This is a genomic window from Aquirufa lenticrescens, assembly GCF_019916085.1.
Lineage (GTDB): Bacteria > Bacteroidota > Bacteroidia > Cytophagales > Spirosomataceae > Aquirufa > Aquirufa lenticrescens.
The window spans coordinates 2,233,889-2,260,402 of record NZ_CP049834.1 but is presented as its reverse complement, the minus strand read 5'-3'; the positions used below and the strand labels follow the sequence as shown (position 1 = coordinate 2,260,402).

At 40.6% G+C, this 26,514-nt stretch carries 19 protein-coding genes; 11 read left to right on the top strand and 8 right to left on the bottom strand.

Annotated features, from left to right (window positions below):
- Nucleotides 1-155 precede the first annotated feature (155 nt).
- The 3 genes from G9X62_RS10100 (at nt 156) to G9X62_RS10090 (ending at nt 4,055) form a co-directional block, all read left to right on the top strand.
- Nucleotides 156-2,420, top strand: coding sequence for an aconitate hydratase (locus G9X62_RS10100; protein ID WP_223130588.1), 2,265 nt, complete (start codon nt 156-158; stop codon nt 2,418-2,420).
- A 65-nt stretch (nt 2,421-2,485) separates the two neighbouring features.
- Nucleotides 2,486-3,427 carry a ribose-phosphate pyrophosphokinase gene (locus G9X62_RS10095; protein WP_223130587.1) on the top strand — a complete coding sequence of 314 codons (942 nt, stop codon included), beginning with the start codon at nt 2,486-2,488 and terminating at the stop codon, nt 3,425-3,427.
- Nucleotides 3,428-3,488: 61 nt separating this feature from the next.
- The gene (locus tag G9X62_RS10090; protein WP_223130586.1) at nt 3,489-4,055 is read left to right on the top strand and encodes a 50S ribosomal protein L25/general stress protein Ctc; all 567 of its coding nucleotides are present in this window, start codon (nt 3,489-3,491) and stop codon (nt 4,053-4,055) included.
- A gap of 85 nt (nt 4,056-4,140) precedes the next feature.
- Here G9X62_RS10090 and G9X62_RS10085 read toward each other — a convergent pair whose 3' ends face one another.
- Together G9X62_RS10085 and G9X62_RS10080 are read right to left on the bottom strand one after the other, a co-directional pair.
- Complete coding sequence (locus tag G9X62_RS10085; RefSeq protein WP_223130585.1) at nt 4,141-6,327, bottom strand: sodium-translocating pyrophosphatase; 2,187 nt, start codon at nt 6,325-6,327, stop codon at nt 4,141-4,143.
- Nucleotides 6,328-6,393: 66 nt separating this feature from the next.
- A complete protein-coding gene (locus G9X62_RS10080) occupies nt 6,394-8,916 on the bottom strand; it encodes a DUF5686 and carboxypeptidase regulatory-like domain-containing protein (RefSeq protein WP_223130584.1) in 2,523 nt (840 codons plus the stop codon).
- 89 nt (nt 8,917-9,005) lie between these two features.
- Here G9X62_RS10080 and G9X62_RS10075 point away from each other — a divergent pair, with 89 nt between their 5' ends.
- Nucleotides 9,006-10,211: an aspartate aminotransferase family protein gene (locus tag G9X62_RS10075; protein ID WP_223130583.1), complete on the top strand. Its 1,206-nt coding sequence runs from the start codon at nt 9,006-9,008 to the stop codon at nt 10,209-10,211.
- Here G9X62_RS10075 and trxA read toward each other — a convergent pair.
- The 3 genes from trxA to G9X62_RS10060 all read right to left on the bottom strand — a co-directional run bounded on the left by trxA (nt 10,208) and on the right by G9X62_RS10060 (nt 14,860).
- A complete protein-coding gene (gene trxA, locus G9X62_RS10070; RefSeq protein ID WP_130896622.1) occupies nt 10,208-10,531 on the bottom strand; it encodes a thioredoxin in 324 nt (107 codons plus the stop codon). The two genes, G9X62_RS10075 and trxA, sit on opposite strands and share 4 nt — an antisense overlap.
- A 72-nt stretch (nt 10,532-10,603) precedes the next feature.
- On the bottom strand, nt 10,604-14,170 hold the full coding sequence (gene dnaE / locus G9X62_RS10065; protein WP_223130582.1) for a DNA polymerase III subunit alpha: 3,567 nt from the start codon (nt 14,168-14,170) through the stop codon (nt 10,604-10,606).
- Between the two features lie 6 nt (nt 14,171-14,176).
- Nucleotides 14,177-14,860: a DUF2461 domain-containing protein gene (locus tag G9X62_RS10060; RefSeq protein WP_223130581.1), complete on the bottom strand. Its 684-nt coding sequence runs from the start codon at nt 14,858-14,860 to the stop codon at nt 14,177-14,179.
- Between the two features lie 119 nt (nt 14,861-14,979).
- On the opposite strand from G9X62_RS10060, the gene trpS reads away from it, so the two are divergent.
- Both trpS and G9X62_RS10050 read left to right on the top strand, forming a co-directional pair.
- Nucleotides 14,980-15,951, top strand: coding sequence for a tryptophan--tRNA ligase (trpS, locus tag G9X62_RS10055; protein ID WP_223130580.1), 972 nt, complete (start codon nt 14,980-14,982; stop codon nt 15,949-15,951).
- A 3-nt stretch (nt 15,952-15,954) separates the two neighbouring features.
- Complete coding sequence (locus tag G9X62_RS10050) at nt 15,955-16,500, top strand: phosphatase PAP2 family protein (protein ID WP_223130579.1); 546 nt, start codon at nt 15,955-15,957, stop codon at nt 16,498-16,500.
- On the opposite strand, the gene G9X62_RS10045 is transcribed toward G9X62_RS10050, so the two are convergent.
- The gene (locus G9X62_RS10045; protein WP_223130578.1) at nt 16,473-17,468 is read right to left on the bottom strand and encodes an acyl-CoA reductase; all 996 of its coding nucleotides are present in this window, start codon (nt 17,466-17,468) and stop codon (nt 16,473-16,475) included. The two genes, G9X62_RS10050 and G9X62_RS10045, sit on opposite strands and share 28 nt — an antisense overlap.
- Before the next feature lie 111 nt (nt 17,469-17,579).
- On the opposite strand from G9X62_RS10045, the gene G9X62_RS10040 reads away from it, so the two are divergent.
- The 3 genes from G9X62_RS10040 (at nt 17,580) to G9X62_RS10030 (ending at nt 20,869) form a co-directional block, all read left to right on the top strand.
- A complete protein-coding gene (locus G9X62_RS10040) occupies nt 17,580-17,927 on the top strand; it encodes a 4Fe-4S dicluster domain-containing protein (RefSeq protein ID WP_223130577.1) in 348 nt (115 codons plus the stop codon).
- Nucleotides 17,928-18,352: 425 nt separating this feature from the next.
- Nucleotides 18,353-19,495 (top strand): porin, encoded by a 1,143-nt coding sequence (locus G9X62_RS10035; protein ID WP_223130576.1) that lies wholly within the window; start codon nt 18,353-18,355, stop codon nt 19,493-19,495.
- 27 nt (nt 19,496-19,522) lie between these two features.
- Complete coding sequence (locus G9X62_RS10030; protein ID WP_223130575.1) at nt 19,523-20,869, top strand: ammonium transporter; 1,347 nt, start codon at nt 19,523-19,525, stop codon at nt 20,867-20,869.
- Nucleotides 20,870-21,069: 200 nt separating this feature from the next.
- On the opposite strand, the gene mtaB is transcribed toward G9X62_RS10030, so the two are convergent.
- Nucleotides 21,070-22,383, bottom strand: a complete 1,314-nt coding sequence (gene mtaB / locus G9X62_RS10025; protein WP_223130574.1) for a tRNA (N(6)-L-threonylcarbamoyladenosine(37)-C(2))-methylthiotransferase MtaB — start codon at nt 22,381-22,383, stop codon at nt 21,070-21,072.
- Between the two features lie 89 nt (nt 22,384-22,472).
- Nucleotides 22,473-23,486, bottom strand: a complete 1,014-nt coding sequence (locus G9X62_RS10020) for a glutamine synthetase beta-grasp domain-containing protein (protein WP_223130573.1) — start codon at nt 23,484-23,486, stop codon at nt 22,473-22,475.
- A gap of 238 nt (nt 23,487-23,724) precedes the next feature.
- Here G9X62_RS10020 and G9X62_RS10015 point away from each other — a divergent pair, with 238 nt between their 5' ends.
- Together G9X62_RS10015 and G9X62_RS10010 are read left to right on the top strand one after the other, a co-directional pair.
- The gene (locus G9X62_RS10015; protein WP_223130572.1) at nt 23,725-25,932 is read left to right on the top strand and encodes a glutamine synthetase III family protein; all 2,208 of its coding nucleotides are present in this window, start codon (nt 23,725-23,727) and stop codon (nt 25,930-25,932) included.
- Between the two features lie 6 nt (nt 25,933-25,938).
- Nucleotides 25,939-26,514, top strand: coding sequence for a hypothetical protein (locus G9X62_RS10010; protein ID WP_223130571.1), 576 nt, complete (start codon nt 25,939-25,941; stop codon nt 26,512-26,514).

Below are 26,514 nucleotides of genomic sequence, written 5' to 3'. Positions count from 1 at the left end.
AAATGTTAAAATAGTCCTATAATAAATAGGTTAAATCAAGCAATAAAACAAAGTTCTTAATAATTCCCTAACAAAGGAAATGTTCTCTTAAAATAGTGGCAAAATTGAAGCTAATCTATTAATTTTGTGAACATTTTTTACCTAACATTATTACCATGGCCTTTGACATTGAAATGATTAAAGCTGTTTACGATCGCATGCCGGCTCGCATTGCTGCAGCTCGTGCGTTAACAGGTAAACCGCTTACGTTAACTGAAAAAATTCTTTATAGCCATTTATGGGAAGGAACAGCTACTGCTGCCTATGCTAGAGGAGCTTCTTATGTAGATTTTGCACCAGACCGTGTGGCGATGCAAGATGCAACTGCTCAAATGGCCTTATTACAATTCATGCAAGCAGGACGTCCACAAGTGGCTGTTCCTTCTACCGTGCATTGTGATCACTTAATTGAAGCAAAAGTTGCCTCTACTACGGATTTACAAGTAGCAGTGGATAAAAATAAAGAGGTTTATGACTTCTTATCGTCCGTTTCAGACAAATATGGTATCGGTTTCTGGAAACCAGGCGCTGGTATCATTCACCAAGTAGTTTTAGAAAACTATGCTTTCCCAGGCGGTATGATGATTGGTACTGACTCACACACGGTTAACGCGGGTGGTTTAGGTATGATTGCCATTGGTGTAGGTGGAGCAGATGCTTGCGATGTCATGGCAGGTTTAGCTTGGGAATTAAAATTCCCTAAACTGATTGGTGTTAAATTAACGGGTAAATTAAATGGTTGGACGTCTCCTAAAGACGTTATCCTAAAAGTAGCAGGTATCCTAACGGTAAAAGGGGGTACAGGTGCAGTCGTTGAATATTTTGGCGAAGGAGCTACTTCTATGTCTTGCACTGGTAAGGGAACTATTTGTAACATGGGTGCTGAAATCGGAGCTACGACTTCTACTTTCGGTTACGATGCTTCGATGGCTCGTTACTTAGAGTCAACTGGGCGTGCGGATGTAGCAGCTTTAGCGAATGGCGTTAAAGAACACTTAACAGCTGATCCTGAAGTATATGCAAACCCTGAGAAATACTTTGATCAAGTAATTGAAATTGATTTAGATACATTAGAGCCACATTTAAATGGTCCTTTCACTCCAGATTTAGCTACGCCTATTTCTAAGATGAAAGAAATGGCTGAGAAAAACGGCTGGCCTACGAAAGTGGAAGTAGGTTTGATCGGTTCTTGTACTAACTCGTCTTACGAAGATATCGCACGTGCAGCTTCTTTAGCGAAGCAAGTAGCGGCAAAAGGTTTGAAGACGAAAGCGCAATTTACTATCACTCCAGGTTCTGAGTTAGTACGCTACACCATCGAACGCGATGGTTTTATCTCCACTTTTGATTCTATCGGAGCGACAGTATTCTCGAATGCTTGTGGTCCTTGCATTGGCCAATGGGCTCGTCCAGGTGCTGAAAAAGGGGAGAAGAACACGATTGTTCACTCGTTCAATAGAAACTTTGCAAAACGTGCGGATGGTAATCCAAACACATTTGCTTTTGTTGCTTCACCAGAAATGGTTACAGCATTAGCGATTGCAGGTGATTTAACTTTCAATCCATTAACGGATACGTTAACAAACGATAAAGGGGAGCAAGTGAAATTAGACGCTCCTTCAGGAGACGAATTACCTAAATTAGGATTTGCTGCTGAAGATGCTGGCTATCAAGCTCCTGCAGCTGATGGTTCAGGCGTTCAAGTAAAGGTTTCAGCTACGTCTGATCGTTTACAATTATTAGATCCATTCGCAGCATGGGAAGGATCTGATTTAAAAGGATTGAAATTATTAATTAAGGCCAAAGGTAAATGTACTACAGACCACATTTCCATGGCAGGTCCTTGGTTGAAATACCGTGGTCACTTAGATAATATTTCTAATAACATGTTAATCGGAGCAGTGAACTTCTTCAATGAGAAGACGGACAACGTGAAGAACGCATTGACAGGTGAATATGGTCCAGTTCCAGCTACTCAGCGTGCTTACAAAGCGGCTGGTTTAGGAACCATTGTAGTAGGAGATACCAACTACGGTGAAGGTTCATCTCGTGAGCACGCAGCAATGGAGCCACGTCACTTAGGTGTTCGTGCCGTATTAGTGAAGTCATTTGCTCGTATCCACGAAACCAACTTAAAGAAGCAAGGCATGTTAGCCTTGACTTTCGCGAACGAAGCTGATTACGACAAAATCCAAGAGGATGATGCGATAAACATCGTGGGCTTAGGAAGCTTTGCTCCTGAAAAATCATTGATGATTGAGTTAGTTCACGCGGACGGTAGCACAGATAGTTTTGCTGTGAACCACACGTACAATGAGCAACAAATCGAATGGTTCAAAGCAGGTGGTGCCTTAAACATCATCCGTGCATCTGTTAAATAATTTGAAATAGGGGCAAAATTGCTTAATTTTGCCCCTTATTATAAAAAATAAGCCCTAACAAACCCATGGCAGCGATTAACGCAGTTAAAATATTTTCTGGTTCTGCATCTAATTATTTAGCAAAAGATATTGCTAAGTATTATGGAAAGGATTTGGGCGCTGTAACCACGTTAAAGTTCTCAGACGGCGAAATGTCACCTAGTTTTGACGAATCTGTTCGTGGTTGCGATGTGTTTATCATTCAGTCTACTTTCCCATCTGCGGATAATTTAATGGAGTTATTATTGATGATTGATGCCGCTAGACGTGCATCGGCTCACTATGTGACTGCTGTTATCCCGTATTTTGGCTATTCACGTCAAGATCGTAAAGATCGCCCACGTGTAGGTATTGGAGCGAAATTAATTGGCAATTTATTGACTGCAGCTGGGGCCGATCGTTTAATGACGATTGACTTGCACGCTGGTCAAATCCAAGGTTTCATGGACTTCCCAGTAGATCACTTGGAAGGAAATGCCATCTTCGTTCCGTATTTGAAATCTTTAAATCTAGAGAACATCCTTTTCGCATCACCCGATGTGGGAGGCGTTGTTCGTACACGCAACATGGCTAAATTCTTCAATGCGGAGATGGTTATTTGCGATAAGCACCGTAAACGTGCTAATGAAATTGCTTCGATGCAATTAATTGGAGACGTTAAAGGTGCAGATGTAGTCTTAGTCGATGACTTAATTGATACCGGTGGCACCTTGTGCAAAGCGGCTCAATTAATTATGGACAAAGGAGCAAATTCAGTAAGGGCGGTTGTCACTCACCCGGTTTTATCAGGAAAGGCGTATGAGAACATTTCTAATTCTGTTTTGACAGAATTATTAGTGACAGATACGATTCCTCAAAAACAAACTTGTGACAAAATTAAGGTACTTTCAGTAGCAGAGCTTTTTGCAAAGGCGATTGGTCGTATCCGTGATCACGAATCTATCAGTTCATTATTTATTAAATATTAATTTCAACCGTTTCTAGGGGATAGCCAATGTGCGAAAGACTAGAAGCATTAACAAAAACAAGATGAAAAAATTAGAGATTGTAGGGTTTAAAAGAGCGAATCTCGGTACGAAGAGCGCAAATGATTTACGTAACGAAGCAATGGCACCATGTGTATTATACGGTGGTTCTGAGCAAGTTCACTTTGCTGTTCCAATGATCCTTTTCCGTGAATTATTATATTCTGCGGATGTGTACGAAGTTGAATTAAACATTGAGGGTACGAAATACCGTGCGATCTTACAAGATGCACAGTTCCACCCAGTAAACGAGATGATCTACCACGTAGACTTCTTGGAAATTCAAAAAGGAAAAGCAATCAAGATTGCTGTGCCTATTAAAGTAACTGGAAATTCTCCGGGTGTTATCAAAGGGGGTAAAATGGTGCAAAAATTACGTAAAGTAACTTTACGTGGTCAAGCAGAAAACATTCCTGATTTCGTAACAGTTGATATTTCTGGTTTAGACTTAGGTCAAACTGTTAAAGTAAATAAATTAGCTGTGGAAGGATGTGAGATCTTAAATCCAATGTCTAACCCAGTAGCAACAATCGATATCCCAAGAGCATTAAGAGGTAAATTAACTGCTTAATTACTTCCAAGGATTTCACAGATTGATAGATAAAGAAAAAGCCCCGCAATTGCGGGGCTTTTTTTATGCCTAATAAAATAGAAGACTATTTCTTCGCCACGATCGCTTTCACGATAGGAGCTTTCTCCATCTTCGTTGCAGACGCGTGATCGTTATCTCCTACGTGAATGTAAGGGGCAATCACTAATGAAACGATGGACATCAATTTAATCAAGATGTTCATAGATGGACCTGATGTATCTTTGAATGGATCACCCACGGTATCACCCGTCACAGCCGCTTTATGAGGCTCAGAACCTTTCTTATACGTTTGACCATCGATCAACACACCTTTCTCAAATGACTTCTTAGCATTATCCCAAGCTCCACCTGCATTCGATTGGAAAATACCCATCAATACACCTGAAACCGTTACACCTGCTAACAGGCCTCCTAATACTTCTGGTCCCATTGTAAATCCTACTAAAACCGGAACAATCAAAGCAATTGCACCTGGTAGGATCATTTGGCGAATAGAAGCTTCAGTTGAAATAGCTACACACTTCTCGTATTCTGGTTTCGCTTTGTATTCCATGATACCTGGAATCTCACGGAATTGACGACGAACCTCGTTCACCATTTCCATCGCTGCTTTACCTACTGCTGAGATGCATAAAGCAGAGAAGATAAATGGAATCATTCCACCTACAAATAAACCGGCTAAAACATCTGCTTTATAAATATCGATGTGGCTAATACCAGCAATACCTACGAACGCTGCAAATAAAGCTAATGAAGTCAAAGCTGCAGAAGCAATAGCAAAACCTTTACCCGTTGCAGCTGTCGTATTACCTACCGCATCTAAGTTATCCGTGCGATCACGTACTTCACTTGGTAATTGAGACATCTCAGCAATACCACCCGCGTTATCAGCGATAGGACCGAAAGCATCAATTGCTAATTGCATCGCTGTTGTAGCCATCATACCTGCTGCTGCGATTGACACACCGTAAATTCCTGCAAAGTGATATGAACCGATGATACCAGCGGCTAACACTAAAATTGGCAATACCGTTGATTCCATACCTACTGCTAAACCACCAATGATGTTAGTCGCATGACCAGTACCTGATTTTTGAACGATTGAATCAACTGGACGCTTGCCCATAGCTGTATAGTATTCTGTAATGATCGACATTAAAGTACCTACCACTAAACCGACGATAATCGCATAAAACACATCCATTGAAGTGAAAGTGGTACCACGAAGTGTTAAATACTCTGGTAAGATATTCTTCACTAAGAAGTAAGACGTTACGAATGTAATCGCAATAGAAGTGTAGTTACCTACGTTCAATGCATTTTGAACTGATGAAGTTTCACTAGAGATACGAACAAAGAAAGTCGAAACTAACGAAGCTAGTAAACCTACACCTGCAATTAACATCGGTAATAAGACAGGAGAGAAACCTCCGTAATTATCTGTAACAGAAATTTCTTGACCTAATACCATAGTCGCTAAGATAGTCGCTACATAAGAACCAAATAAGTCAGCTCCCATACCGGCTACGTCACCTACGTTATCACCTACGTTATCAGCGATAGTGGCAGGGTTACGCACATCATCCTCCGGGATACCTGCTTCTACTTTACCTACTAAGTCAGCACCTACGTCAGCTGCTTTCGTATAAATACCTCCACCTACACGCGCAAATAAAGCGATAGACTCAGCTCCTAAAGAGAATCCAGCTAATACTTCGATCGCCGTTTTCATCTCTACTGAAGTCAATGCTTGACCTTGTGCGAAGATTTGGTAGAATGCAATAAATAAACCGCCTAGACCTAAGATAGCTAAACCAGCTACTCCCATTCCCATTACGGATCCACCTGTGAAAGAAACATTCAAAGCTTTTGCTAAAGAAGTTCTTGCTGCTTCAGCAGTACGAACGTTTGCTTTAGTAGCTACGATCATACCGATATAACCTGCGGTAGCAGAGAAAACTGCACCGATTAAAAATGCTACTGCAATTAAAGGGGAGGAGTGAATCGGATTTTCCGGTGTTCCCTCTTGTGATCCTAACCAAGCTAATAAAATAGCGGTTGGAATCGCGAAATAGGTTAAAATTTTCCATTCTGCTTTTAAGAAGGCAATCGCACCATCTGCGATATAACCAGCCAACTCTTGCATTTTTTCATTACCGGCATCCTGTTTAGATACCCAGTTAAACTTCCATGCTGTGTACAGCAATCCTACTAAACCAAAAGCAGGAACTAAGTAAACAATTTGATTCATAAAGGTTGATTTAGATTATTCCAAAAAAATTTAGCACAATTTAGGTAAATGTGTGCAAATAAACAATTAGAAAGGCAATCTGACTAGAACTTTCCATTTTTCAGGCACCACATTTCCCATTGGATAGACTAAATCTAGACCTAAAATTTTACCTATCCCAGTTAAGCCATAACTAAACTCTTGGTAATGAATAACTTGAGAATTAACAGCAGTCTGAAGATAGGAGTAGCCCACTTTTTCCTTTAGCCCATATAGAGATAGAAAAGCATTTTGGGTTAACACAAATTTTCTCGGCTCCCAAGTGATAAATGCCTTAAAATGATCTCCAGAATTCGAAAGGGAATAATAAGGAAGTGCTAAAAAACTAGAACTAACGGTCGAAACATTAACTTCATTCCCCTTAAAATGTTGATAATCTACTAGTAAAGAAGGCTTATTAATGAAATGAGCAGCCGTGATTCGGTAATTAAATTCACCCCAGTTAGCTAATGAAATTGATTGAGAAACCTGTAGAGATACTTTATTATATGTATCATCTCCAAAAGCCTGTTCATATGCACCTGTAATAGTAGGGCCTACCTCATTAGACAATCTACGAGATCCATTATATCTCCTCCAAGTGGCGAAAGGTTGATATCTAAAAATAAGCGAGCCATACCATTGCTTACTTGTAGCAAAAGGAAGGCCGTTGGATTCAAAACGACGTTCTTTGTAGAAAAACCCATTCTCTTCGTGATTCTCTAAACTGGTTCGAGATCGAAATTCTAAAGTCGTATTTAGATTCCACTTAGAACTCATTTGCATACCATAGGTAAGCTTTACGAAATCTTTTTGGTACAACTTCAAATAATTCTGTGATAAGAATAAGGCATAATAGAGGTTAACGATGGCAGGAACTGGTTCTGTTGAATTTATTTGTTGAATCGCTGAACCACCAGAAAGATGTATTCGTTGGCGGTTCTCATCCCAATTACGTTCCACGTAAGCGGATCCGTTCCATGCTTTTCTAGAGAAAGCATAACGAACATCAAATCCAGACCCCCAATAATCCGACAATTTATAGGTATAACGATAGTCTACACCTCGACCTAACGAATAACCATCTACGGCATTATATCCATTTTGAAAACCACTCAGTGCTAGTCTGGCACCTAGGCCTTTTTGACCATAATTATAAATACGACCAGACCAAATATCTCCATAGCGGAATCGAGGCAAGGCATTTACTGAATCCTTTAAACGCTTTTTCTCATCTTGAACAGAAAGACTATCTGCTTCCTTATAACCTTTGACCTCAGCCTCTGTCAATGGAACTTGGCGTTCTGCCTCCCAATATTCCTCCTTTTTTATGGCAGCAGAAGAATCTACCGTAATTGTATAATCCGAACTAAACTCCTCTTTTTTCTCTTCTTTATCTATTTCTTTTAACACCTTCTTCAGCTTTTTACGCGTCAATTCTTTTCCCAAAGCCAGTTTAGGAGTTGTAATCTTTTCCTTATTGATTTCTTTCGCCCAATCCTTATGCAAACGCTCTTCAATAATCGTAGGCTTCACCACAAAAGCAGGATTTACTTTTATAGAATACTCTTTCACCTGGGTTATGTAGCGGAATGTTGCCCCAAAACCCATGGCATCAAAATTGACATTCACATCATAATTAACTGGCATCCAAACGCCTTGAAAAAGGGCATTTTGCTGTTGAAATGTATAATACCCTTGTGAATTACGAAAAGCTAAACTAAAGGAATAGATACTCCAAGTGTCTTCTACAATAGAAAGTGTACCTTCAAATAAGTCATCTGAAGTTGATTTAGGCTTGACTTGAATCTTAGAAACCGTTTGGCCATTCAACTGAAAACTACCTAAATAGGCAAAATGATAAAACGAAAATGCCGATGGTGAGATAGGGGAGATTAAGGAACCCCACACCTTAGGTTGATAAAAATTGGTTTGTGTAATACGTAAATTAGGAGCTCCTGAATTCTTTAGGACAGCGGGAAGGTTATTTCGATTAGACAATACTTTCTCGTCTATCTTATTTGGACGAGTATAGGTAATCTGATTAATCCCTTCTAACACATAGGTAGAACCCACTTTAATACCCGCTTCTTTTTCCATCTTCTTTCCTATGAGGGCATTCATCACTTTAGAAATGGAAGTAATTTTACCGGCACCTTTGACATATCCTTTGGCAGCATAGCGATCAATTTCTTTCAAATGAAATGGGGCCATGGAAATCATCCGGCGCATCATACCAATGGCTGGATCCTCTTTTAAGCCGCCAACATTTACATCTTGAAGAGTTACAGTTTCTTCCGCTAGAACTACATCAAGCGACAAATCTCCTGATAAATTAACTTTATGTGATTTAGGGGTATGTCCCAAAAAACGAAAAACCACCTCGTGTTCTCCTTTGGGCAATTGAATCGCATATTTGCCCTCCTCATTAGCTAGGGTTCCTTTATTAAGATTAGTCACCCAAATCGATGAAAATGGCATCAATTCGCCTTTGTTTGACCGAATGGTTCCGCTGAGTGTCTGAGCCTGAAGGCCGATGCACGTACATAAAAGGAGTAAAAGTGGTTTCATAAAACAAAAGTACTCGAAAGAGGCTAATTGAAATGAATAATTTGACGAACGGCGAGCACTTAACAAGAATTAACGTAATTTTGTAGGCTATGGGATTCACGCATCGACAGCTCTTCCAAAAATTTATGGCGCCTACCTCGGACGCACCTTTGGCATTAGAAATAACCAAGGCGGAAGGCGTGTATATGTACGATACACAGGGAAAATCTTATATGGATTTGATCTCTGGAATTGCCGTTTCGAATGTAGGACACCGAAATCCAGCCGTCATTAAAGCCATTAAAGACCAAGTGGATGCCTATATGCACCTAATGGTATATGGTGAATATATCCAAAGTCCTCAAGTACAACTCGCTGAAGCATTAGTTAAATCCACCGGATCCGAACACTTAAATCAAGTCTATTTCACGAATTCAGGAACAGAAGCAGTGGAGGGAGCCATGAAATTAGCAAAACGTTATACGGGCAGAACTGAATTCATCTCCTGTTTTAACGCTTACCATGGTGCAAGTCAAGGAGCCTTATCTATCGCGGGAGATGAGAATTTTAAAAATGCCTTTCGTCCTTTGTTACCTGACATTCGCCATATTCACCACGGATGCCTAGCTAATCTATCTAAAATAACCGAAAAAACAGCCGCTGTCATCATTGAGATTGTAGCAGGAGAGGCCGGCGTTAAAACAGCAACAGCAGCCTATTTTCAAGCTTTGCGAAAGCAATGTGATAAAACAGGGACCTTATTAATCGTAGATGAGATCCAATCGGGTTTTGGGAGAACGGGCACTTTTTGGGCTTTTCAACCCATGGATATTGTTCCGGATATACTTCTCACTGCCAAAGGAATGGGAGGGGGAATGCCGATTGGGGCCTTTTTAGCGAATGAAACATTGATGAGAACCTTGAGTTTTGAGCCCGTATTAGGCCATATTACGACTTTTGGTGGTCATCCAGTTTCTTGCGCGGCTTCATTAGCAACCTTACGCTATATCATGGATGAACAGTTGATGGCTCAAATACCGGCTAAAAGCGATCTATTCAAAAGTCTGTTACAACATCCCATTATTCACGAAGTGAGAGGAATCGGGTTTATGCTAGCGATGGAAATGCAGGATTTCAAGACAGTAAAAGCCGTGATTGACGAATGTATCCTGAATGGCTTAATAACTGATTGGTTTTTATTCTGCGATAATTCACTTCGTATTGCACCACCTTTGACCATCACGGAAGAGGAAATAAAAATAGCCTGCAACATCTTGTTACAGGCTATGAATAAAGTCTATTCGCTTAATAATTAAGCGTGCTTTAATAAAGTTTCAGCTAAAACGGACTTAGGGATATTTCCACCCACTAAACGTTCTACCATTTCACCCTTTTTAAATACCATTAAAGTAGGGATAGAACGAATACCTAATGAAGCAGGTACCGCTGAATTTTGATCTACATTCATTTTTGCTACGATCGCTTGACCTTCAACATCTCCCGCTAATTCTTCCACGATTGGTCCGATCATTTTACAAGGGCCACACCACTCTGCCCAAAAATCTACTAAAACTGGTGTATCAGTGCCGATTAACTCTTGAAAATTAGCATCTGTTGCCTCTACGTATTTTCCCATTGTTTGATATATTTTATAAAATTCAAAATTAAAACAAAACCGGCAGAACAATTAGTTCCCGGAATAAAATTTTTACGAAATTAACTTAAAGCCCACATTTTCAAGCTCTTTAAGCTCTGAAATCAAGCCTTTACCGATGCTAACCTGCATTTTACGCGATAAAAAATCCATTCCGATTTTCTCGTGCTCGTCATACACCTCTAAAGTCAATTTCTTATCGCCTTTATTTCGCTCTAACGTCTCTTGCAATAAATCCAATAACGCGGGAGTCAAGCGATTTAAGTCTAAACGCAATTTGATCTCTTTTGTTCGATCGGATAAGATTTCTGACAATAATTCGATCGATTGAATCTTAAAGACCATTTGATCCATGTGGCGATTCTTTAATTGATACGATCCATTAATGAATAACAGGCGATCCTGTGCAATAAAACGTTCAAACTGGATGTAATCTTTCGAGAACAAGGCAAACTCGTAGTTACCTGCATAATCCTCAATCGTGAAAATCATAAACTGATTTCCGTTCGCAGAGGTTCTAACGTTTACTTTGGTAACGATACCGGCAAAAGTCTGTGCTACATTCGGACGTAATTCTAATTGACCCGTATTCGAATTACAGAAATTAGCGATCTCTGTTTTGTATTCGTCCAAAGGATGACCAGAAATATAAACGCCCACCACTTCCTTCTCATTCTTCAATTGCTCCATCACAGACCAAGGTTCAGCAGTAGGGATCTTAGGCTGAGCGATGTCATTACCCGTTCCAGCTCCTAATTCACCAAAAAGAGAGGCTGTCGCTTCTGCCTTCAATTCTGCCATACGGGACGAATAGCGAACAATTTTCTCAATAAAATTCGTATTATCCTGTGAATCGATAGCAAAATAATGAGATCGAGCCACTTCAGTAAAACAATCAAATGCCCCAGCAAGTGCGAGCGATTCTAAGCTCTTCTTGTTTACCTGACGCACATTGATTCGAGAAACGAAGTCAAAAATATCCTTGTATTCGCCATTTTTCTGACGTTCTTCCACAATTGCATCAACCGCCGCATCACCCACACCTTTGATCGCACCTAGTCCGAAACGGATTTGGCCTTTCTTATTCACCGCAAACGAGCGAGAGGATTCATTTACATCCGGGACTAATAAAGATAAGCCCATCCGCTTGCACTCATCCATGAAGAAGGTGATCTTCTCAATGTTACCTAAGGAGTTCGAAAGCACCGCCGCCATAAACTCTGGTGGGTAGTTTGCTTTCAGATAACCTGTTTGATAAGCCACTAAACCATAGCAAGTTGAGTGGGATTTGTTAAAGGCATATTGAGCAAAAGCTTCCCAGTCCGTCCAAATTTTATCCAACTTATCCACGGGGTGATTATTCGCCGCACCACCTTCCATAAACTTACCCTTCATCTTATCGATGGTGGCCTTGTCTTTTTTACCCATCGCCTTGCGAAGTACGTCGGCGTCACCTTTCGTGAAATTCGCCAGCTTCTGAGAGAGAAGCATTACCTGCTCTTGGTACACCGTAATTCCATAGGTATCGCTCAAATACTCTTCCATTTCTGGTAAATCGTATTCAATCTTCTCGCGACCGTGTTTTCGGGCAATGTAATTCGGAATATAGACCATCGGACCTGGACGGAACAAGGCATTCATCGCAATCAAATCCGAGAATTGATCGGGCTTCAGATCACGCAAGTGTTTCTGCATCCCAGGGGATTCAAATTGAAAGGTACCGTTCGTTTCAGCTCTTTGGTATAATTCGTAGGTTGTTTTATCATCCAAAGGAAGATCATCCAAGATGATCGTCTCGTTGTGGTTCTGCTTAATCAGGCGAACGGCCTCTTTCAAGATAGAGAGGGTTTTTAAGCCCAAAAAGTCCATCTTAATTACACCCGCATTTTCAATCACCGAACCGTCGTATTGCGTAATCAATAGACTCACATCTTTCGAAGTAGCTACCGGCAAAATATCCGTTAAATCAGAAGGTGCAATGATGATCCCCGCCGCGTGAATACCCGTTCCCCGAACGGAACCCTCTAAAATCAACGCATTCTCTATAACGGTCGCCGGCAATCCACCGGATTCTTTGATGCGACGCAATTCCTTTACTTGCTCTAATTCCTCTGGATTAAGTCCCTCCTTGTCTGCTAAACTCTTATCTCCGGTCAAAGCCGCATTGAAAATACGGTCCAATGTAATTTTCGGTTTCTCTGGAACCAGTTTCGCTAAGGCATTGGATTCCTGCAAGGGTAGGTCTAGAACGCGAGAAACGTCTTTAATGGACATTTTCGCTGCCATCGTACCATAGGTCGCGATGTGCGCTACTTGGTTTTTACCATATTTATCTACGACGTAGTCGATCACTTTTTGGCGGCCTTCATCATCAAAGTCCGTATCAATATCGGGTAAGGACTTCCGATCTGGATTCAAGAAACGCTCAAAAAGGAGATTATACTTTATGGGGTCAATGTTTGTAATTCCCAAACAATAAGCCACTACTGAACCCGCCGCGGATCCACGACCTGGGCCCACATAAACGCCTAAATCACGTCCAGCACTAATAAAATCGGCTACGATTAAAAAATAACCTGCAAAACCCATTGTCCGAATCGTATGCAACTCAAAACGCAAACGTTCTTCCACCACCTGGTCAATATCAACGTAGCGCTTTTTCGCGCCCTCCATCGTAATGTGCTCCAAGTAATCATCCTGACTTAAGAAAGTGGATGGGATTTGAAAATTAGGCAACATCACATCTTTGGTGAGCTTCAGTGTTTCCACTTTACCCACGATCTCATTTGTATTGTCGATTGCTTCGGGGACATGCGACCATAATTTGGTCATCTCCTCGGTCGTCTTGAAATAAAATTGATCATTATAGAAAGCAAAACGCTTTCCCTTCATATCGAAATCGCCTTCTATATCCTTGTAAGTAGGAGTGGACTGCTTTTCGCCGGTATTAATACATAATAAAATATCGTGAGCGTTTGCATCTTTTTGGTCCAAATAATGGCTATCATTCGACGCAATCACCTTCACATTATACTTCTTCGCAAAACGCAATAGGACTTCATTCACCGTCTGCTGCTCTGGAATAAAGTGGTTTTGTACCTCGATATAATAATCTTCGCCAAACAAATCCAACCACCACTTAAATTCCTTCTCCGCTGCTTCCTCACCATCTCGTAAAATGGCCTGAGGCACAGAAGCCCCTAAACAACAGGTTGTGGCAATTAAACCTTTGTGGTATTTTAAAACGAGCTCCTTATCAATCCGAGGGTATTTGGAATACATCCCCTCCATGAAGCCGAGAGAACATAATTTGACCAAATTCTGATAGCCCTCCGGGTTTTTCGCTAAGAATAATTGGTGGTAACGCTTATCCTTTAACTCTTTCGTAAATACCTGTTTGTGGCGATCATTCACAAGATAAAACTCACAACCTACAATCGGTTTCACCCCTTGCTTTCCCGCTTCGGCTACAAATTGAAAAACCCCAAACATATTTCCGTGATCCGTAATCGCTACCGCTGGCATATTATCTTCCTTCGCCTTTTTGAACATAGACGAAATCTTAGACGCACCATCTAATAGGGAAAACTGGGAATGGTTGTGCAAATGCGAAAATTGCATAGAGGATTATTCTTTTATAAAAGGTTCTTTTTCAAAAAATACGGCATTCAAGAAGTCCAAAAAGGGCTTCAATACTTTGGCATCCGCAATCAATTGCTTAGTAAAATCAGGAGAACAAAGTTCTTTGTCCGTGTATTTCTTCCAGAAAAATAATTGCTTCTTTTTCAGCAATTCGGCGTCTGGATGTTCCGCCTCAAATCCCTTTGGAATTCGAACCAGACTTTCTCCCACTTCCTCCCCAAAAACGGCTGTAAACTTCGGATCCCGTATAATCTTACGTAATCCATCCGCATTGTAATCTACTTCTTGTCGAAATGCGGCTAACTGTTCTGGTGTAGGCGAATACATACCACCACCTAGAAAAGAGGCGCCATTAGGCTCAATGTGTAGATAATAGTCCATCAAACCAGATTTACGACCGCCTTCCGAAAAACTAGCCGAAAACCACGTCTTATACGGTTCCTTATTTTTAGAAAAGCGCACATCTCGGTAAATTCGGTAAGAGCAATGCTTTAACAAAACCCCATCCATGTTTTCAAAATCGGCAAACTCCGAAATCAACTCAGTCGTCCAGGCGTCAAATCCTTTTTTCTCTAGCTCATATACGGCTTTGTTTTCCGCAAACCATTCACGCGTGTTGTTTACACGGAGGTCACGCAAAAAGGCCAATAGGCTAGGAGAGAGAGACATCAAATAAGGGGTGAATTTGTAAAAACGAATTTAGCAAATTTAGCTCGAATGCCCAAGCACAAATCACTTGGAGTTATGGTCTATTTTCCTGATTTTTGCATAAATTATTTAGAAAAGCTATGCGGATCTTAACGGGCATTCAGGCCTCAGGAAAGCCCCATTTGGGTAATATTTTAGGTGCAATTATGCCAGCGGTTGAACTTTCGAAGCAACCTGGTAATGAATCCTTTTTATTTATTGCAGACTTACACACACTTACTTCCTTAAAGGATGGCGAAAGTATTCGCAGTAATACCTTGTCTATTGCAGCTGCTTGGCTGGCTTTTGGCTTTGATACAGAGAAAAATTACTTCTACCGCCAGTCAAAATTAGCCTCTTACCACACCGAATTAATGTGGTATTTAAACTGCTTTACGCCGTTTCCCATGCTGGCAAATGCACACAGCTTTAAAGATAAATCGGATAAGTTATCGGATGTGAATGCCGGTTTATTTACTTATCCCGTTTTACAAGCGGCTGATATCGTTTTATATGATGCGCAAATTATACCAGTAGGTAAGGACCAAAGACAGCACATCGAAATGACCCGCGATATCGCTAATTCCGTGAATAAGCGATATAACAAAGATATTTTCGTGTTACCAGAAGCGCGCATCAACGAGGATGTGATGACTATTCCAGGTTTAGATGGAGCTAAAATGAGCAAGTCTCTAAACAATTACATTGATATCTTCCTTCCTGAAAAGGATTTATTGAAGCAAATCAAAAAGATCGTCACAGACACCACTCCATTAGAAGAACCTAAAAATCCGGATAACGATATTACCTTCAAACTTTACCAATTAATGGCTTCCCCAGCGCAAGTGGCAGAAATGCGCGCTAATTATGAAGCGGGCGGTTATGGATACGGACATGCGAAACAGGCCTTGCACGAATTGATGTTAGGTTATTTCAAAGAGGCAAGAGAGAAATTCGACTATTTCATCGCACATCCGGAAATTATCGAAGAGAAATTAGCTATCGGCGAAAAGAAAGTAAAACCCATCGCTGAAGCTACTATTGCTCGAATTCGTGCTGAATTTAAATTCTAAGCCATGTTTCCTACCTGGGATGACCATTTATTTCGGTTGATTAACGAGGCTCACCAGCCTTGGTTAGATGGACCGATGGAAATCATTTCAGGTAAATTGACGTGGATTCCGCTATATGGACTACTCATTTACTTTTTATATAAGCAGTATAAATCGGAATGCTGGAAATCCGTACTCTATTTAGTAGCAAGTGTTTCAGTAGCTGACCAATTCAGCTCCAGTCTTTTAAAACCTCTATTTAAACGCCTAAGACCTTGCCATGTCGACGAATTTCAATCGTGGATTCATTTACCGGCAGGCTGTGGTGGACAATTTGGTTTTTGTTCTTCGCATGCTGCCAACTCCTTCGCAATTGCTGTCGGCTTTTATTTATTGACCAAGAATAAGTTCGCTGGCGTAGCCCTGGTTCTGTGGGCATCGATTATATCTTACAGCAGAATCTATTTAGGCGCACATTATCCGCTCGATGTAATCGTGGGAGCTTTAGTAGGAGGAATAGGGGCGTGGGGGCTATTTAAAGCCTATGAAAGGTTAATCAAAAAGTCATAAGTATCAATTCCATCAGCGAAATCATCGAGGGCTGGATATTGACTTTGGCCAAAACCAATCTCCAAACCTACCTTACACTGAATTTTCTCCTCACGCTCCTGAATCCAGGCTTGCAAAGAAGCATCGTCAGCATAACGATGTACATATAAAACGCCCACGGGGGAAACTAAATCATCATTCTCCGTCACTAATAGATTTCCTAAATCAAAATGAGGAATCTGGTTTAACAAGAACAAAGTCCGGTGGTATTGAAAGTTATTGGAGTACTTCGAATGATCTAATACCCATGTCTCCTTGGTTAATTCATCGAATAAAGGAGTTAAATCATAAGACACTGGAACCGCAATCGTAGAAACGTTTCTGCAGCCTAAACCATAATAGGTAAAAATGTCTTGGGCCAAACCTTTGAAATCTTCCTGCGTCTCATTACCCTTTAAAACGGCTAAAGAGCTGCGGTTCTTCCGAATAATGTGTGGGATCGTGGAGAAATAATGCGCAAAATAACCTCCAGAGAAATCACTTCCAGTCGCAATTACAGCATCCATTCCTTGTAAACGTTCAATGATACCGACAGGTACCGCTGCTTCAAATGACTGCATCGCCAGCACATAGAGTTGCATCAAGGCCTTGTCTTGTGAACTCAATTTCAAAGAGGCTTGATGTCCTGAAGCTAAAACCATTAAAACATCGTGCAAACCCACTGCAGGTAAATTACCCGCCAAAACAATTCCTACATTCTTAGGCTTTGCGGCTTGAATAGGGTGTTTTGCGTAAAAATCTTCCCAAGCTTGCACCGAAAAGAATTGCTCTTCAATCGCCTGCATCGCGTGGCGAACCAAGGTTTCCGAAAACCAAGGATTCTCATTTACAGATCTATCTATAAATAGTTCTATTTTTTCTCGATTCGATTCATCAGAAAAAAAAGCTTTTAGAAAAGAAATAAGCTGTAAAAAGGAAGCCTTTGGCATAATTGTATAGATTTTACCCCACAAAGGTCGAAATTTTTTCCGTTAGTCCATATAAATTATATACTATTCAAATTTATGTTCGTAAATTGCAGAATCAAACAAAAATAGGGTATGGCAATTATCATAACAGACGAATGCATTAACTGTGGGGCTTGTGAACCAGAATGCCCAAACACAGCTATTTATGAAGGTGGTGTAGAATGGACTTGGGCCGGAGGTACCGCTTTAACAGAAATTGAACTAGAAGACGGTTCATCGATGGATGCTAAAACACCCGTAGAGCCTGTTTCAGAAGAATTCTATTATATCGTTCCAGATAAGTGTACGGAATGTACTGGTTTCCACGAGGAACCACAATGTGCTGCGGTTTGCCCAGTGGATTGCTGCGTACCGGATCCAGATCACGTAGAAGACAACGAAACTTTATTAGCTAAAAAGGCTTGGTTGCATGCGGAATAATTAAAAGCTTCGCTTTTAATTTAGATTATAGAGCATAGAGCATAAAGTATAAATAAGGATGGGGCTTCGGCCCCATTTTTTATGTCCATACTTTTCTGAAGGCCATCGCCGAAGGCGATTCCAACTTTATTCTTTGTGCTTTGTGCTTTATTCTTTAAAAAAGACAATCGACTCCCAACTAGCGACTCTTGACTAATATTATATTTTTCCAAGAAGCAAATCTGCTAGTTCAATTTTTATCCTATTTTATTTCCATTTTTGCAAAATCTTAAATTTTAGGTTTAATTTTTAACCACTTTTTGGCATTTTTTTGCAAAAAGTTAAAAATTAGGTTAAAATTTTGCCGATAATATTTGGAAAGTATAATTTAAGGCTGCACCTTTGAATCGTAATCAAGCATTTTTTACTTTTAAACAACAGCCCACATGAAAAAAACGATCCTAACAGCCCTTTTTGCCGCAACAGCCTTTTGTGGATTTTCCCAAGAAAAAGAAGCGGAAGCTCCGAAGTTCACTTTTTCAGGTTACATTGATTCATACTATATGTTGAATTTCAATGGACCTACTAACAGAAGTAACCTAGGTGCCTCTGGATACGAAAGAGCTTTCGACCAGAAGTCAAATCAATTTTCATTAGGACTAGTTCAAACGAAATTTGGATACGCTACTAAATCTGCCGATGTAGTGGTTGATTTAACATTTGGACCTAACGCTGACCTTGGTCAATATGGTAACGTAATTGGACCTTTAGGCGCAGGAAAAGCATCCACAGCTTTGGCCATCAAACAAGCTTATTTCAATTGGAAAGCGAGCGACAAATTAACGTTAACTGTCGGTCAATTTGGAACACACATTGGATATGAAGTAATCGACGCTCCAATTAACTACAACTATTCACTTTCTAACCTCTTCAATAATGGACCGTTCTATCATATTGGTGCTAAAGCGAATTACGCATTCTCTGACAAATTTTCTGCCATGGTTGGATTGGTCAACAATGTGGATAATTTAAATGACAACAACGCCTCTAAAGGTTTTATCTACCAAGTATTCACTTCGCCAGCAGCAGGTTGGAACTTATATGTGAATGGTATTAGCTCAAACGAATCCGCTCCCTTATCTACTGGAAAAGATGATTCAGGTAGCTACAACTTGTTAGACTTAACAACATCTTACCAAATCACACCTAAATACCTATTAGGACTTAACGCAGCTTACGGATCACAAACAGGTGATTTCCAAGGCGGTGGAAACGTAGGCGATAGCAAAACATGGGGTGGCGTTGCTCTTTACTCTAACTATGCATTCACTGATAAATTCAGCTTAGGTGGTCGTTACGAAGTTTTCGACAATACTGCTGGTGCCCGTGCTTTACGCGCAGCAGATGGATCAGGAACAGATGTTAGCTCTTTGACATTAACAGCTACATTCACAGCTGCAGAAGGACATTTATTAATCAAACCAGAATTACGTACTGACTCTTACAAAACAGCTCAATTCGTAGATGGTGATGGTAAAGATCAAAAATCACAAACAACTTTAGGCTTGCACTTCATCTATAAGTTTTAATTATATCCACCCTTAACATTTAAAAACATGACGACACAAAAACCAACCTGGATCCCGTTATTAGTTTTATTAGCGGTAGCCGTGCTTGCATTGTTCACAACTTCTGTTCCTGGTGCTATGCCTACGGAAGGATTAGACACAGGTGATACTGCCTGGATGATTGTAGCCTCTGGCTTAGTTTTATTAATGACACCTGGATTAGCTTATTTCTACGGTGGAATGGTTAATCACAAAAACGTGATCTCTACGATGCTACAATCGTTCATCGCCATGGGAGTTATCTCCGTGATTTGGATTGTTTTTGGCTTCTCTTTAGCATTCGGTGACTCTTTAGGTGGCTGGATCGGTGACCCTAGAACATTCTTTATGTTCAATGGCGTATTTGATCACAAATTATCTTTAGGATCCTCTGATCAATTGAAATTCACTATTCCATTTGCCTTATTCGCATTTTTCCAAATGAAGTTTGCCGTTATCACTCCAGCGTTAATCTCTGGTGCGTTAGCTGAGCGTATTAACTTCCGTGCTTTTGTTCTATTCATGGTTCTTTTCTGTGTGGTGGTTTATGCTCCTTTAGCTCACTGGACATGGCACCCAGATGGTTTCTTATTTAACTTAGGCGTATTGGATTTTGCTGGAGGAACGGTTGTTCACATGTCAGCAGGTTGGGCCGCTTTAGCTGGTGCATTATACTTACGTCGTCGTAAGTCTCACATCGAGTCTAACATCTTGCCTCCAGCTAATATTCCTTACGTATTATTAGGAACAGGTTTATTATGGTTCGGATGGTTTGGTTTCAACGCAGGTTCTGCCGTAGGAGCAAATGGATTAGCCGTAACAGCATTCGCAACCACTCACGTAGCGGCTGCAGCAGCAGGTTTATCTTGGATTTTATTTGATGTAACTCGTGGTAAGAAAGTTTCTGCCTTAGGTTTCTGTATCGGTGCGGTGGTAGGTTTAGTAGCGATTACACCAGCATCTGGTTTTGTAACAGTTCCAGTAGCGATTTTCATCGGTGTAGTAGCTGCGATTGTTTCTAACATTGCTGCACACTGGAGAGCCTCTTCTAACTTAGATGATACATTAGACGTATTCCCTTGCCATGGTTTAGGTGGTATGGTAGGTATGTTAATGACAGGTATCTTCGCAACATCAGCCGTTAACGCAGCTGTAGCTGAACAAGGTTTATTCTACGGAGAGACTTCATTATTCTTAAAGCACTTATTAGCCTTAGCAATCGTATCTGCCTTTGCTTTCGGTTTATCTTATATCCTTTTGATCATCACGGACAAAATCATTCCATTACGTGTGAACGAGGAAGAAGAAAGATTAGGTTTGGATATCTCACAACACGATGAGTCGTTAGCTGAGTAATTCAACAATAGCAAAGCCGCAAGTAATGGTTCTTGTGGTTTTGTTTCAATCAAAAAGTCGGAGGCTACTAGCTTTCGACTTTTTTGTTTTTAGTTGTCTGCGAAAACAGTCCGCAGGGAATAAGTCCGAAGGCAAAGTGTGTGCAATAAATAAATGAAGATGTGATTTCCCCTCCGGACTTCGGACTAAATTCCTCCGGACTAATGCTCTAAAACAACCCCTAACATCTCACCCGTCTCATTCAGCGATTTATAACGAACTTGCTGAACAGTATTGATTTGTAAAGGATCAAAAGGTACAACCACTCGAACGTAGTTTTCAGAAAAACCTTCCATCGTACCCGGTGTGGCTGATTCTTCAAACAAAACCTGACCTTTTAAACCGGCTTGAGACTCATAAAAAGCATGACGTTTTTTATCCGATAAAATATGTAACATCTTCGAACGCTCCGCTTTTTGCATACCATCTACTTTGGGTTTGATATCCACCGCATAGGTATTCGGGCGCTCAGAATAAGGGAAAACATGTAGATAAGAAATAGCTAAACCGTTTAAAAACTCATAAGTTTCTAAAAATAATTCAGGTGTTTCTCCTGGATGACCTACAATTACATCGACTCCGATGCACGCATTGGGCATCACTTCTTTAATGGACATCACCCGATCAACATATAATTCTCGTTGATAGCGTCGCTTCATCAAACGTAAAACCGCATTCGACCCGGATTGCAAGGGTATATGGAAATGAGGAACAAACTTTGTGGACGAACCTAAAAAGGATATCATCTCCGAAGTCAACAAATTAGGCTCTATGGATGAAATACGGAAACGCTGAATGGTTGACTTCTCTTCAATCGCTTGAACAAGCTGAAAAAAGGTTTCTACACGCTTTCCGTTTTGAATGCCAAAATCACCAATATTAACTCCTGTGAGGACTATTTCCTTGACATCTTTGGCAGCAATCTCTTCAATTAAACCCAACACTTTTTCTATCGTATCAGAACGCGACTGGCCACGAGCCAAAGGAATCGTACAATAAGAACAAGGATAATCGCAACCATCCTGCACCTTCAAGAAAGTACGAGTGCGATCATTCACAGAATAGGACGCATGATAATCGAGATCGTAGCGGATCTCCGAGGCAATTAACTTAGGTAAATCCGCAGATTCACGATTCAAATAGGGGGGAAGCAAGGTAGGCAATTGAAACTTCTCATTCGCCCCTAACACTAAATCCACCCCTGGAATAGCCGAAATTTCTTCTGGCTTCAATTGGGCATAACAGCCAATGATAACAATGGTCGAATTCGGATTAATTTTCTTCGCTTCTCGAACAACTTTCTTACACTTCTTATCTGCCTGTTCCGTAACGCTACAGGTATTGATGACAAACAAATCCGGTTGATCCTGAAACTCCGCGCGAACAAAACCCATCGGTTCGAGAGACCGAGCGATGGAGCTGGATTCGGCAAAATTCAATTTGCAACCAAGAGTGTAAAAAGCGACTTTTTTCATACCTGAAATCAGGATGCAAAGGTAAAACAAAAATGGCGGGAAAACCCGCCATCTTATCTATAAAAGTATATAAATGCTTAATAAATGTATTATACTTTGGCAGTCTTAACCGTCTTGATAATACGAGCAGCCACTTTATATGGATCTGCCGCTGAGTTCGGACGACGGTCTTCTAACCAACCTTTCCATCCTTTTTCTACTGCTGCGATAGGGATACGAATCGATGCACCACGATCAGAGATTCCATAAGAGAAATCGTGAATCGAAGCTGTCTCGTGCTTACCTGTTAAACGCATGTGGTTGTCTGCACCGTACACCTCGATGTGTTCTTTCACAAATGGAGCGAATGATTGACAAATTTTATCGTATGCTTCTTTGTTTCCTGCTGTACGTAATACTGTGTTAGAGAAGTTCGCGTGCATTCCTGAACCGTTCCAATCTAATTCACCTAATGGCTTGCAGTGCCAGTTGATCGCAACACCATATTTCTCGCCTAAACGCTCTAAAATATAACGACCTAACCAGATTTCATCACCTGCTTGTTTAGCACCTTTTGCGAACATTTGGAATTCCCATTGTCCAGCTGCTACCTCAGCGTTGATACCTTCAATATTTAAACCTGCGTCGATACACAAGTCCATGTGTTCTTCAATAATCTCACGACCGTATGCGTTATTTGCGCCTACTGAACAATAGTAAGGACCTTGAGGTGCTGGATACCCATTTGCTGGGAAACCTAAAGGCTTGTTTGTTTCTGGATCCCAAAGGAAATACTCTTGTTCAAAACCGAACCAGAAATCGTTATCATCGTCATCAATCGTAGCACGACCATTCGACTCATGTGGAGTTCCGTCCGCGTTTAATACTTCACACATTACTAAATAACCATCACGGCGTGCTGGATCTGGGCAAACATAGACTGGCTTCAATAAACAGTCAGAAGAACCACCTTCCGCTTGTTGAGTAGAAGAACCATCGAAAGACCACATATCTAGGTCTTCTAATTTGCCGCTAAAATTGTTCTCAATTTTAGTCTTAGAACGTAAACTTTGTGTTGGTTTGTAGCCATCCAACCAAATGTACTCTAATTTTGATTTAGCCATGATTTTTAAACTTGATTTTGAAACAAAAATACTTTTTTAGGAATTCGTATAGCAAAAATATACCTCTTTTTAGGAAAAACAATAGTTTGGGCCAAAAAATCCTGCAAAAACGATCGAGGATTTTGTAAAAACTCAAAAAATCCAAATTAAAAACAGAAAATTCAATCCTGATTTTCATTTTTTGACATTTTTTATACCGCATCAATTCGCTATTTTTACCTAGAAATAAAAACTTCATATGGCAATCACTCGATTTAAGGCTCTTGAGTTAGCTCAATCCCGTACAGGAACTCCCGTAAAGCTTCCTACAGAAAAAGTTTCGGATTATTATGGAAGCATGACCTTCAGTGATGAAGTGATGCGTTCATTACTATCTCCAGAAGCTTATTTAAAAATAAATACAGCCATCCAAACGGGGTCTAAGATCGATCGCGATGCAGCGGATGAAGTAGCAGCAGCGATGAAATCTTGGGCCATTTCGAAAGGAGCAACCCACTATACGCACTGGTTTCAACCTTTAACAGGTACCACAGCAGAAAAACACGACTCTTTCTTTGATATTGATTTAAGCAATGGAAAAGCAGTAGAGAAATTCAAGGGTTCGGCCCTAGTACAACAAGAACCCGATGCATCTTCGTTTCCTAATGGAGGTATTCGTTCTACTTTTGAAGCACGTGGATATACGGGTTGGGATCCATCTTCGCCAGCCTTTATTATGGAGAATGCGGCTGGAACGGCCACTTTATGTATTCCATCTGTCTTTGTTTCGTACACAGGGGAAGCTTTGGACTACAAAACACCTTTATTAAAATCCATCGAATTAGTTGATAAAGCGGCTACCGCTGTGATTAAAGAATTCTTTAATCGTGATGTTAGCAAAGTTATTCCTACGTTAGGAGCAGAGCAAGAATATTTCGTGGTAGACGAGGCCTTATTTAATGCGCGACCTGATTTAGTGATGGCAGGACGTACGGTTTTTGGCCATGCACCAGCGAAAGGACAGCAATTAGAAGATCATTATTTCGGATCTATTCCAAACCGCGTGAATGCCTTCATGGTAGACTTCGAAATCGAGGCACTTAAATTAGGTATGCCCGTGAGAACGCGTCACAATGAGGTAGCTCCAGCTCAGTTTGAAGTGGCGCCTACCTTTGAAGAAGCAAACTTAGCATGTGACCACAATGCTTTATTGATGGATTTGATGTCCAAAGTGGCCTCTAAACATAAATTCAAAGTCCTATTCCACGAAAAACCTTTTGCAGGAATTAACGGATCTGGAAAGCACAATAACTGGGCACTAGCAACAGATACAGGTATTAATTTATTAGCCCCTTCATCGAAGCCTAAAGAGAATTTACGCTTCTTGACATTCTTTGTCAATACCTTGAAAGCGGTACATGATCGCGCTGATTTATTACGTGCGTCTATCGCGTCAGCAGGAAATGAACACCGTTTAGGCGCCAATGAAGCGCCCCCAGCCATCGTTTCTGCTTTCTTAGGAAGTACGATGAGCCAAGTTTTGGACGACATGGAAAACATGGATGGACTAGACGAAATTCAATTAGAAAAAGGAGACAATGTATACCTTAAATTAGGTATCAATAAGATTCCATCGTTAATCCTAGATAATACGGATCGCAACAGAACATCTCCATTTGCCTTTACTGGTAATAAATTCGAATTCCGTGCGGTAGGATCTTCTGCTAACTCTGCGGCTCCAATGACGGTATTAAATACCATTGTAGCTGACCAATTAATCAAATTCCGCAAAGAGGTGGAAGAGATTTTGGAGAAAGGCGTGAAGAAAGAATTAGCCATCATGGAGGTCTTAAAGCGCTATGTAAAAGAATCTAAAAATATCCGTTTCGAGGGTAATGGATATTCAGACGAATGGGTAGAAGAGGCAGCACGTCGTGGTTTGTCTAATTTAAAGACTACACCTGAGGCTTTAGCGGTTTACGCTCGTCCAGAATCTATTGAATTATTCACGAAACATGGTATCTATTCGAAGGAAGAGATGCACGCACGTCATGAAATCGAATTAGAAAACTACGTAAAGAAAATTCAAATTGAATCTCGCGTGATCGGTGATATGGCCATTAACCATATTGTTTCGACTTCATTGAAGTATCAAACGCAATTAGTAGAGAATGTAAAGGGCCAAAAAGAAATTGGCATCGATCCTCAATACTATGCGCCTACGATCGAAATGATCAAAAAAATCTCCGAATACACGTCCTCCATCGTTCGTTTACAAAATGGCATGACTGAGGCGCGTAAAGAAGCAAATAACATCGAAGATTTAGAAGAAAGAGCTGTTCTGTACAGCACAAAGGTAAAAGGCTATTTCGAAGAGATTCGCTACAGCGTCGATAAATTAGAATTAATCATCGATGATGATGAGTGGCCATTACCAAAATACCGTGAACTATTGTTAATCAAATAATCCTAGATGTCAACTAACACAAACCCAGGCTTTGACCCAGCAGAAATTGCAGCCTTAAAAAAGCAATGTGAAGCAGAGAAACGTTCTTTTGTCTACATTTTAGACGAAGACCTGCCTTCTGGAAACGAGCGAGAAATGGTTCACATCCAATTTGTGGGTCAATACGAGAAACAAGAAGTCATTTATGATGCGATTGTATGTACCCTACAATTGCATTACTCCAGCTTATTATACGAAGCAGCTGAAAGAGAAATCATTCAGCAATATCCCTTGTATGTTCCTTTAGAGAACCGTGATGAAAACTACGAGCCAAACGAGGAATTAGACGAAGAAGTAGAAATGCTGATCTTAGAAGTAATCGAAGATTTAGAAGAAAATGAAGAGATTAAAGTAGCTGAGTATATCGAAATCGATCCAGAATTCGAATATGGCGTTAGCATTGAAGCAGCTTTGTATGTTCCCGCTTTAGATGATGAAATGTTATCTCAGTTTGTTCAGGACTTTAATGGCAACACGCTGAGCCTTGACCCATCACTTTATACCTTTAACTCAGATGATGAGGAAGAGGATGAAGACGAATAA

Bases quoted from the DNA above. Each gene is read 5' to 3' on its own strand.
- G9X62_RS10100 (WP_223130588.1), top strand. From the start codon at position 156: ATGGCCTTTGACATTGAAATGATTAAAGCTGTTTACGATCGCATGCCG.
- G9X62_RS10095 (WP_223130587.1), top strand. From the start codon at position 2,486: ATGGCAGCGATTAACGCAGTTAAAATATTTTCTGGTTCTGCATCTAAT.
- G9X62_RS10090 (WP_223130586.1), top strand. From the start codon at position 3,489: ATGAAAAAATTAGAGATTGTAGGGTTTAAAAGAGCGAATCTCGGTACG.
- G9X62_RS10085 (WP_223130585.1), bottom strand. From the start codon at position 6,327: ATGAATCAAATTGTTTACTTAGTTCCTGCTTTTGGTTTAGTAGGATTG.
- G9X62_RS10080 (WP_223130584.1), bottom strand. From the start codon at position 8,916: ATGAAACCACTTTTACTCCTTTTATGTACGTGCATCGGCCTTCAGGCT.
- G9X62_RS10075 (WP_223130583.1), top strand. From the start codon at position 9,006: ATGGGATTCACGCATCGACAGCTCTTCCAAAAATTTATGGCGCCTACC.
- trxA (WP_130896622.1), bottom strand. From the start codon at position 10,531: ATGGGAAAATACGTAGAGGCAACAGATGCTAATTTTCAAGAGTTAATC.
- dnaE (WP_223130582.1), bottom strand. From the start codon at position 14,170: ATGCAATTTTCGCATTTGCACAACCATTCCCAGTTTTCCCTATTAGAT.
- G9X62_RS10060 (WP_223130581.1), bottom strand. From the start codon at position 14,860: ATGTCTCTCTCTCCTAGCCTATTGGCCTTTTTGCGTGACCTCCGTGTA.
- trpS (WP_223130580.1), top strand. From the start codon at position 14,980: ATGCGGATCTTAACGGGCATTCAGGCCTCAGGAAAGCCCCATTTGGGT.
- G9X62_RS10050 (WP_223130579.1), top strand. From the start codon at position 15,955: ATGTTTCCTACCTGGGATGACCATTTATTTCGGTTGATTAACGAGGCT.
- G9X62_RS10045 (WP_223130578.1), bottom strand. From the start codon at position 17,468: ATGCCAAAGGCTTCCTTTTTACAGCTTATTTCTTTTCTAAAAGCTTTT.
- G9X62_RS10040 (WP_223130577.1), top strand. From the start codon at position 17,580: ATGGCAATTATCATAACAGACGAATGCATTAACTGTGGGGCTTGTGAA.
- G9X62_RS10035 (WP_223130576.1), top strand. From the start codon at position 18,353: ATGAAAAAAACGATCCTAACAGCCCTTTTTGCCGCAACAGCCTTTTGT.
- G9X62_RS10030 (WP_223130575.1), top strand. From the start codon at position 19,523: ATGACGACACAAAAACCAACCTGGATCCCGTTATTAGTTTTATTAGCG.
- mtaB (WP_223130574.1), bottom strand. From the start codon at position 22,383: ATGAAAAAAGTCGCTTTTTACACTCTTGGTTGCAAATTGAATTTTGCC.
- G9X62_RS10020 (WP_223130573.1), bottom strand. From the start codon at position 23,486: ATGGCTAAATCAAAATTAGAGTACATTTGGTTGGATGGCTACAAACCA.
- G9X62_RS10015 (WP_223130572.1), top strand. From the start codon at position 23,725: ATGGCAATCACTCGATTTAAGGCTCTTGAGTTAGCTCAATCCCGTACA.
- G9X62_RS10010 (WP_223130571.1), top strand. From the start codon at position 25,939: ATGTCAACTAACACAAACCCAGGCTTTGACCCAGCAGAAATTGCAGCC.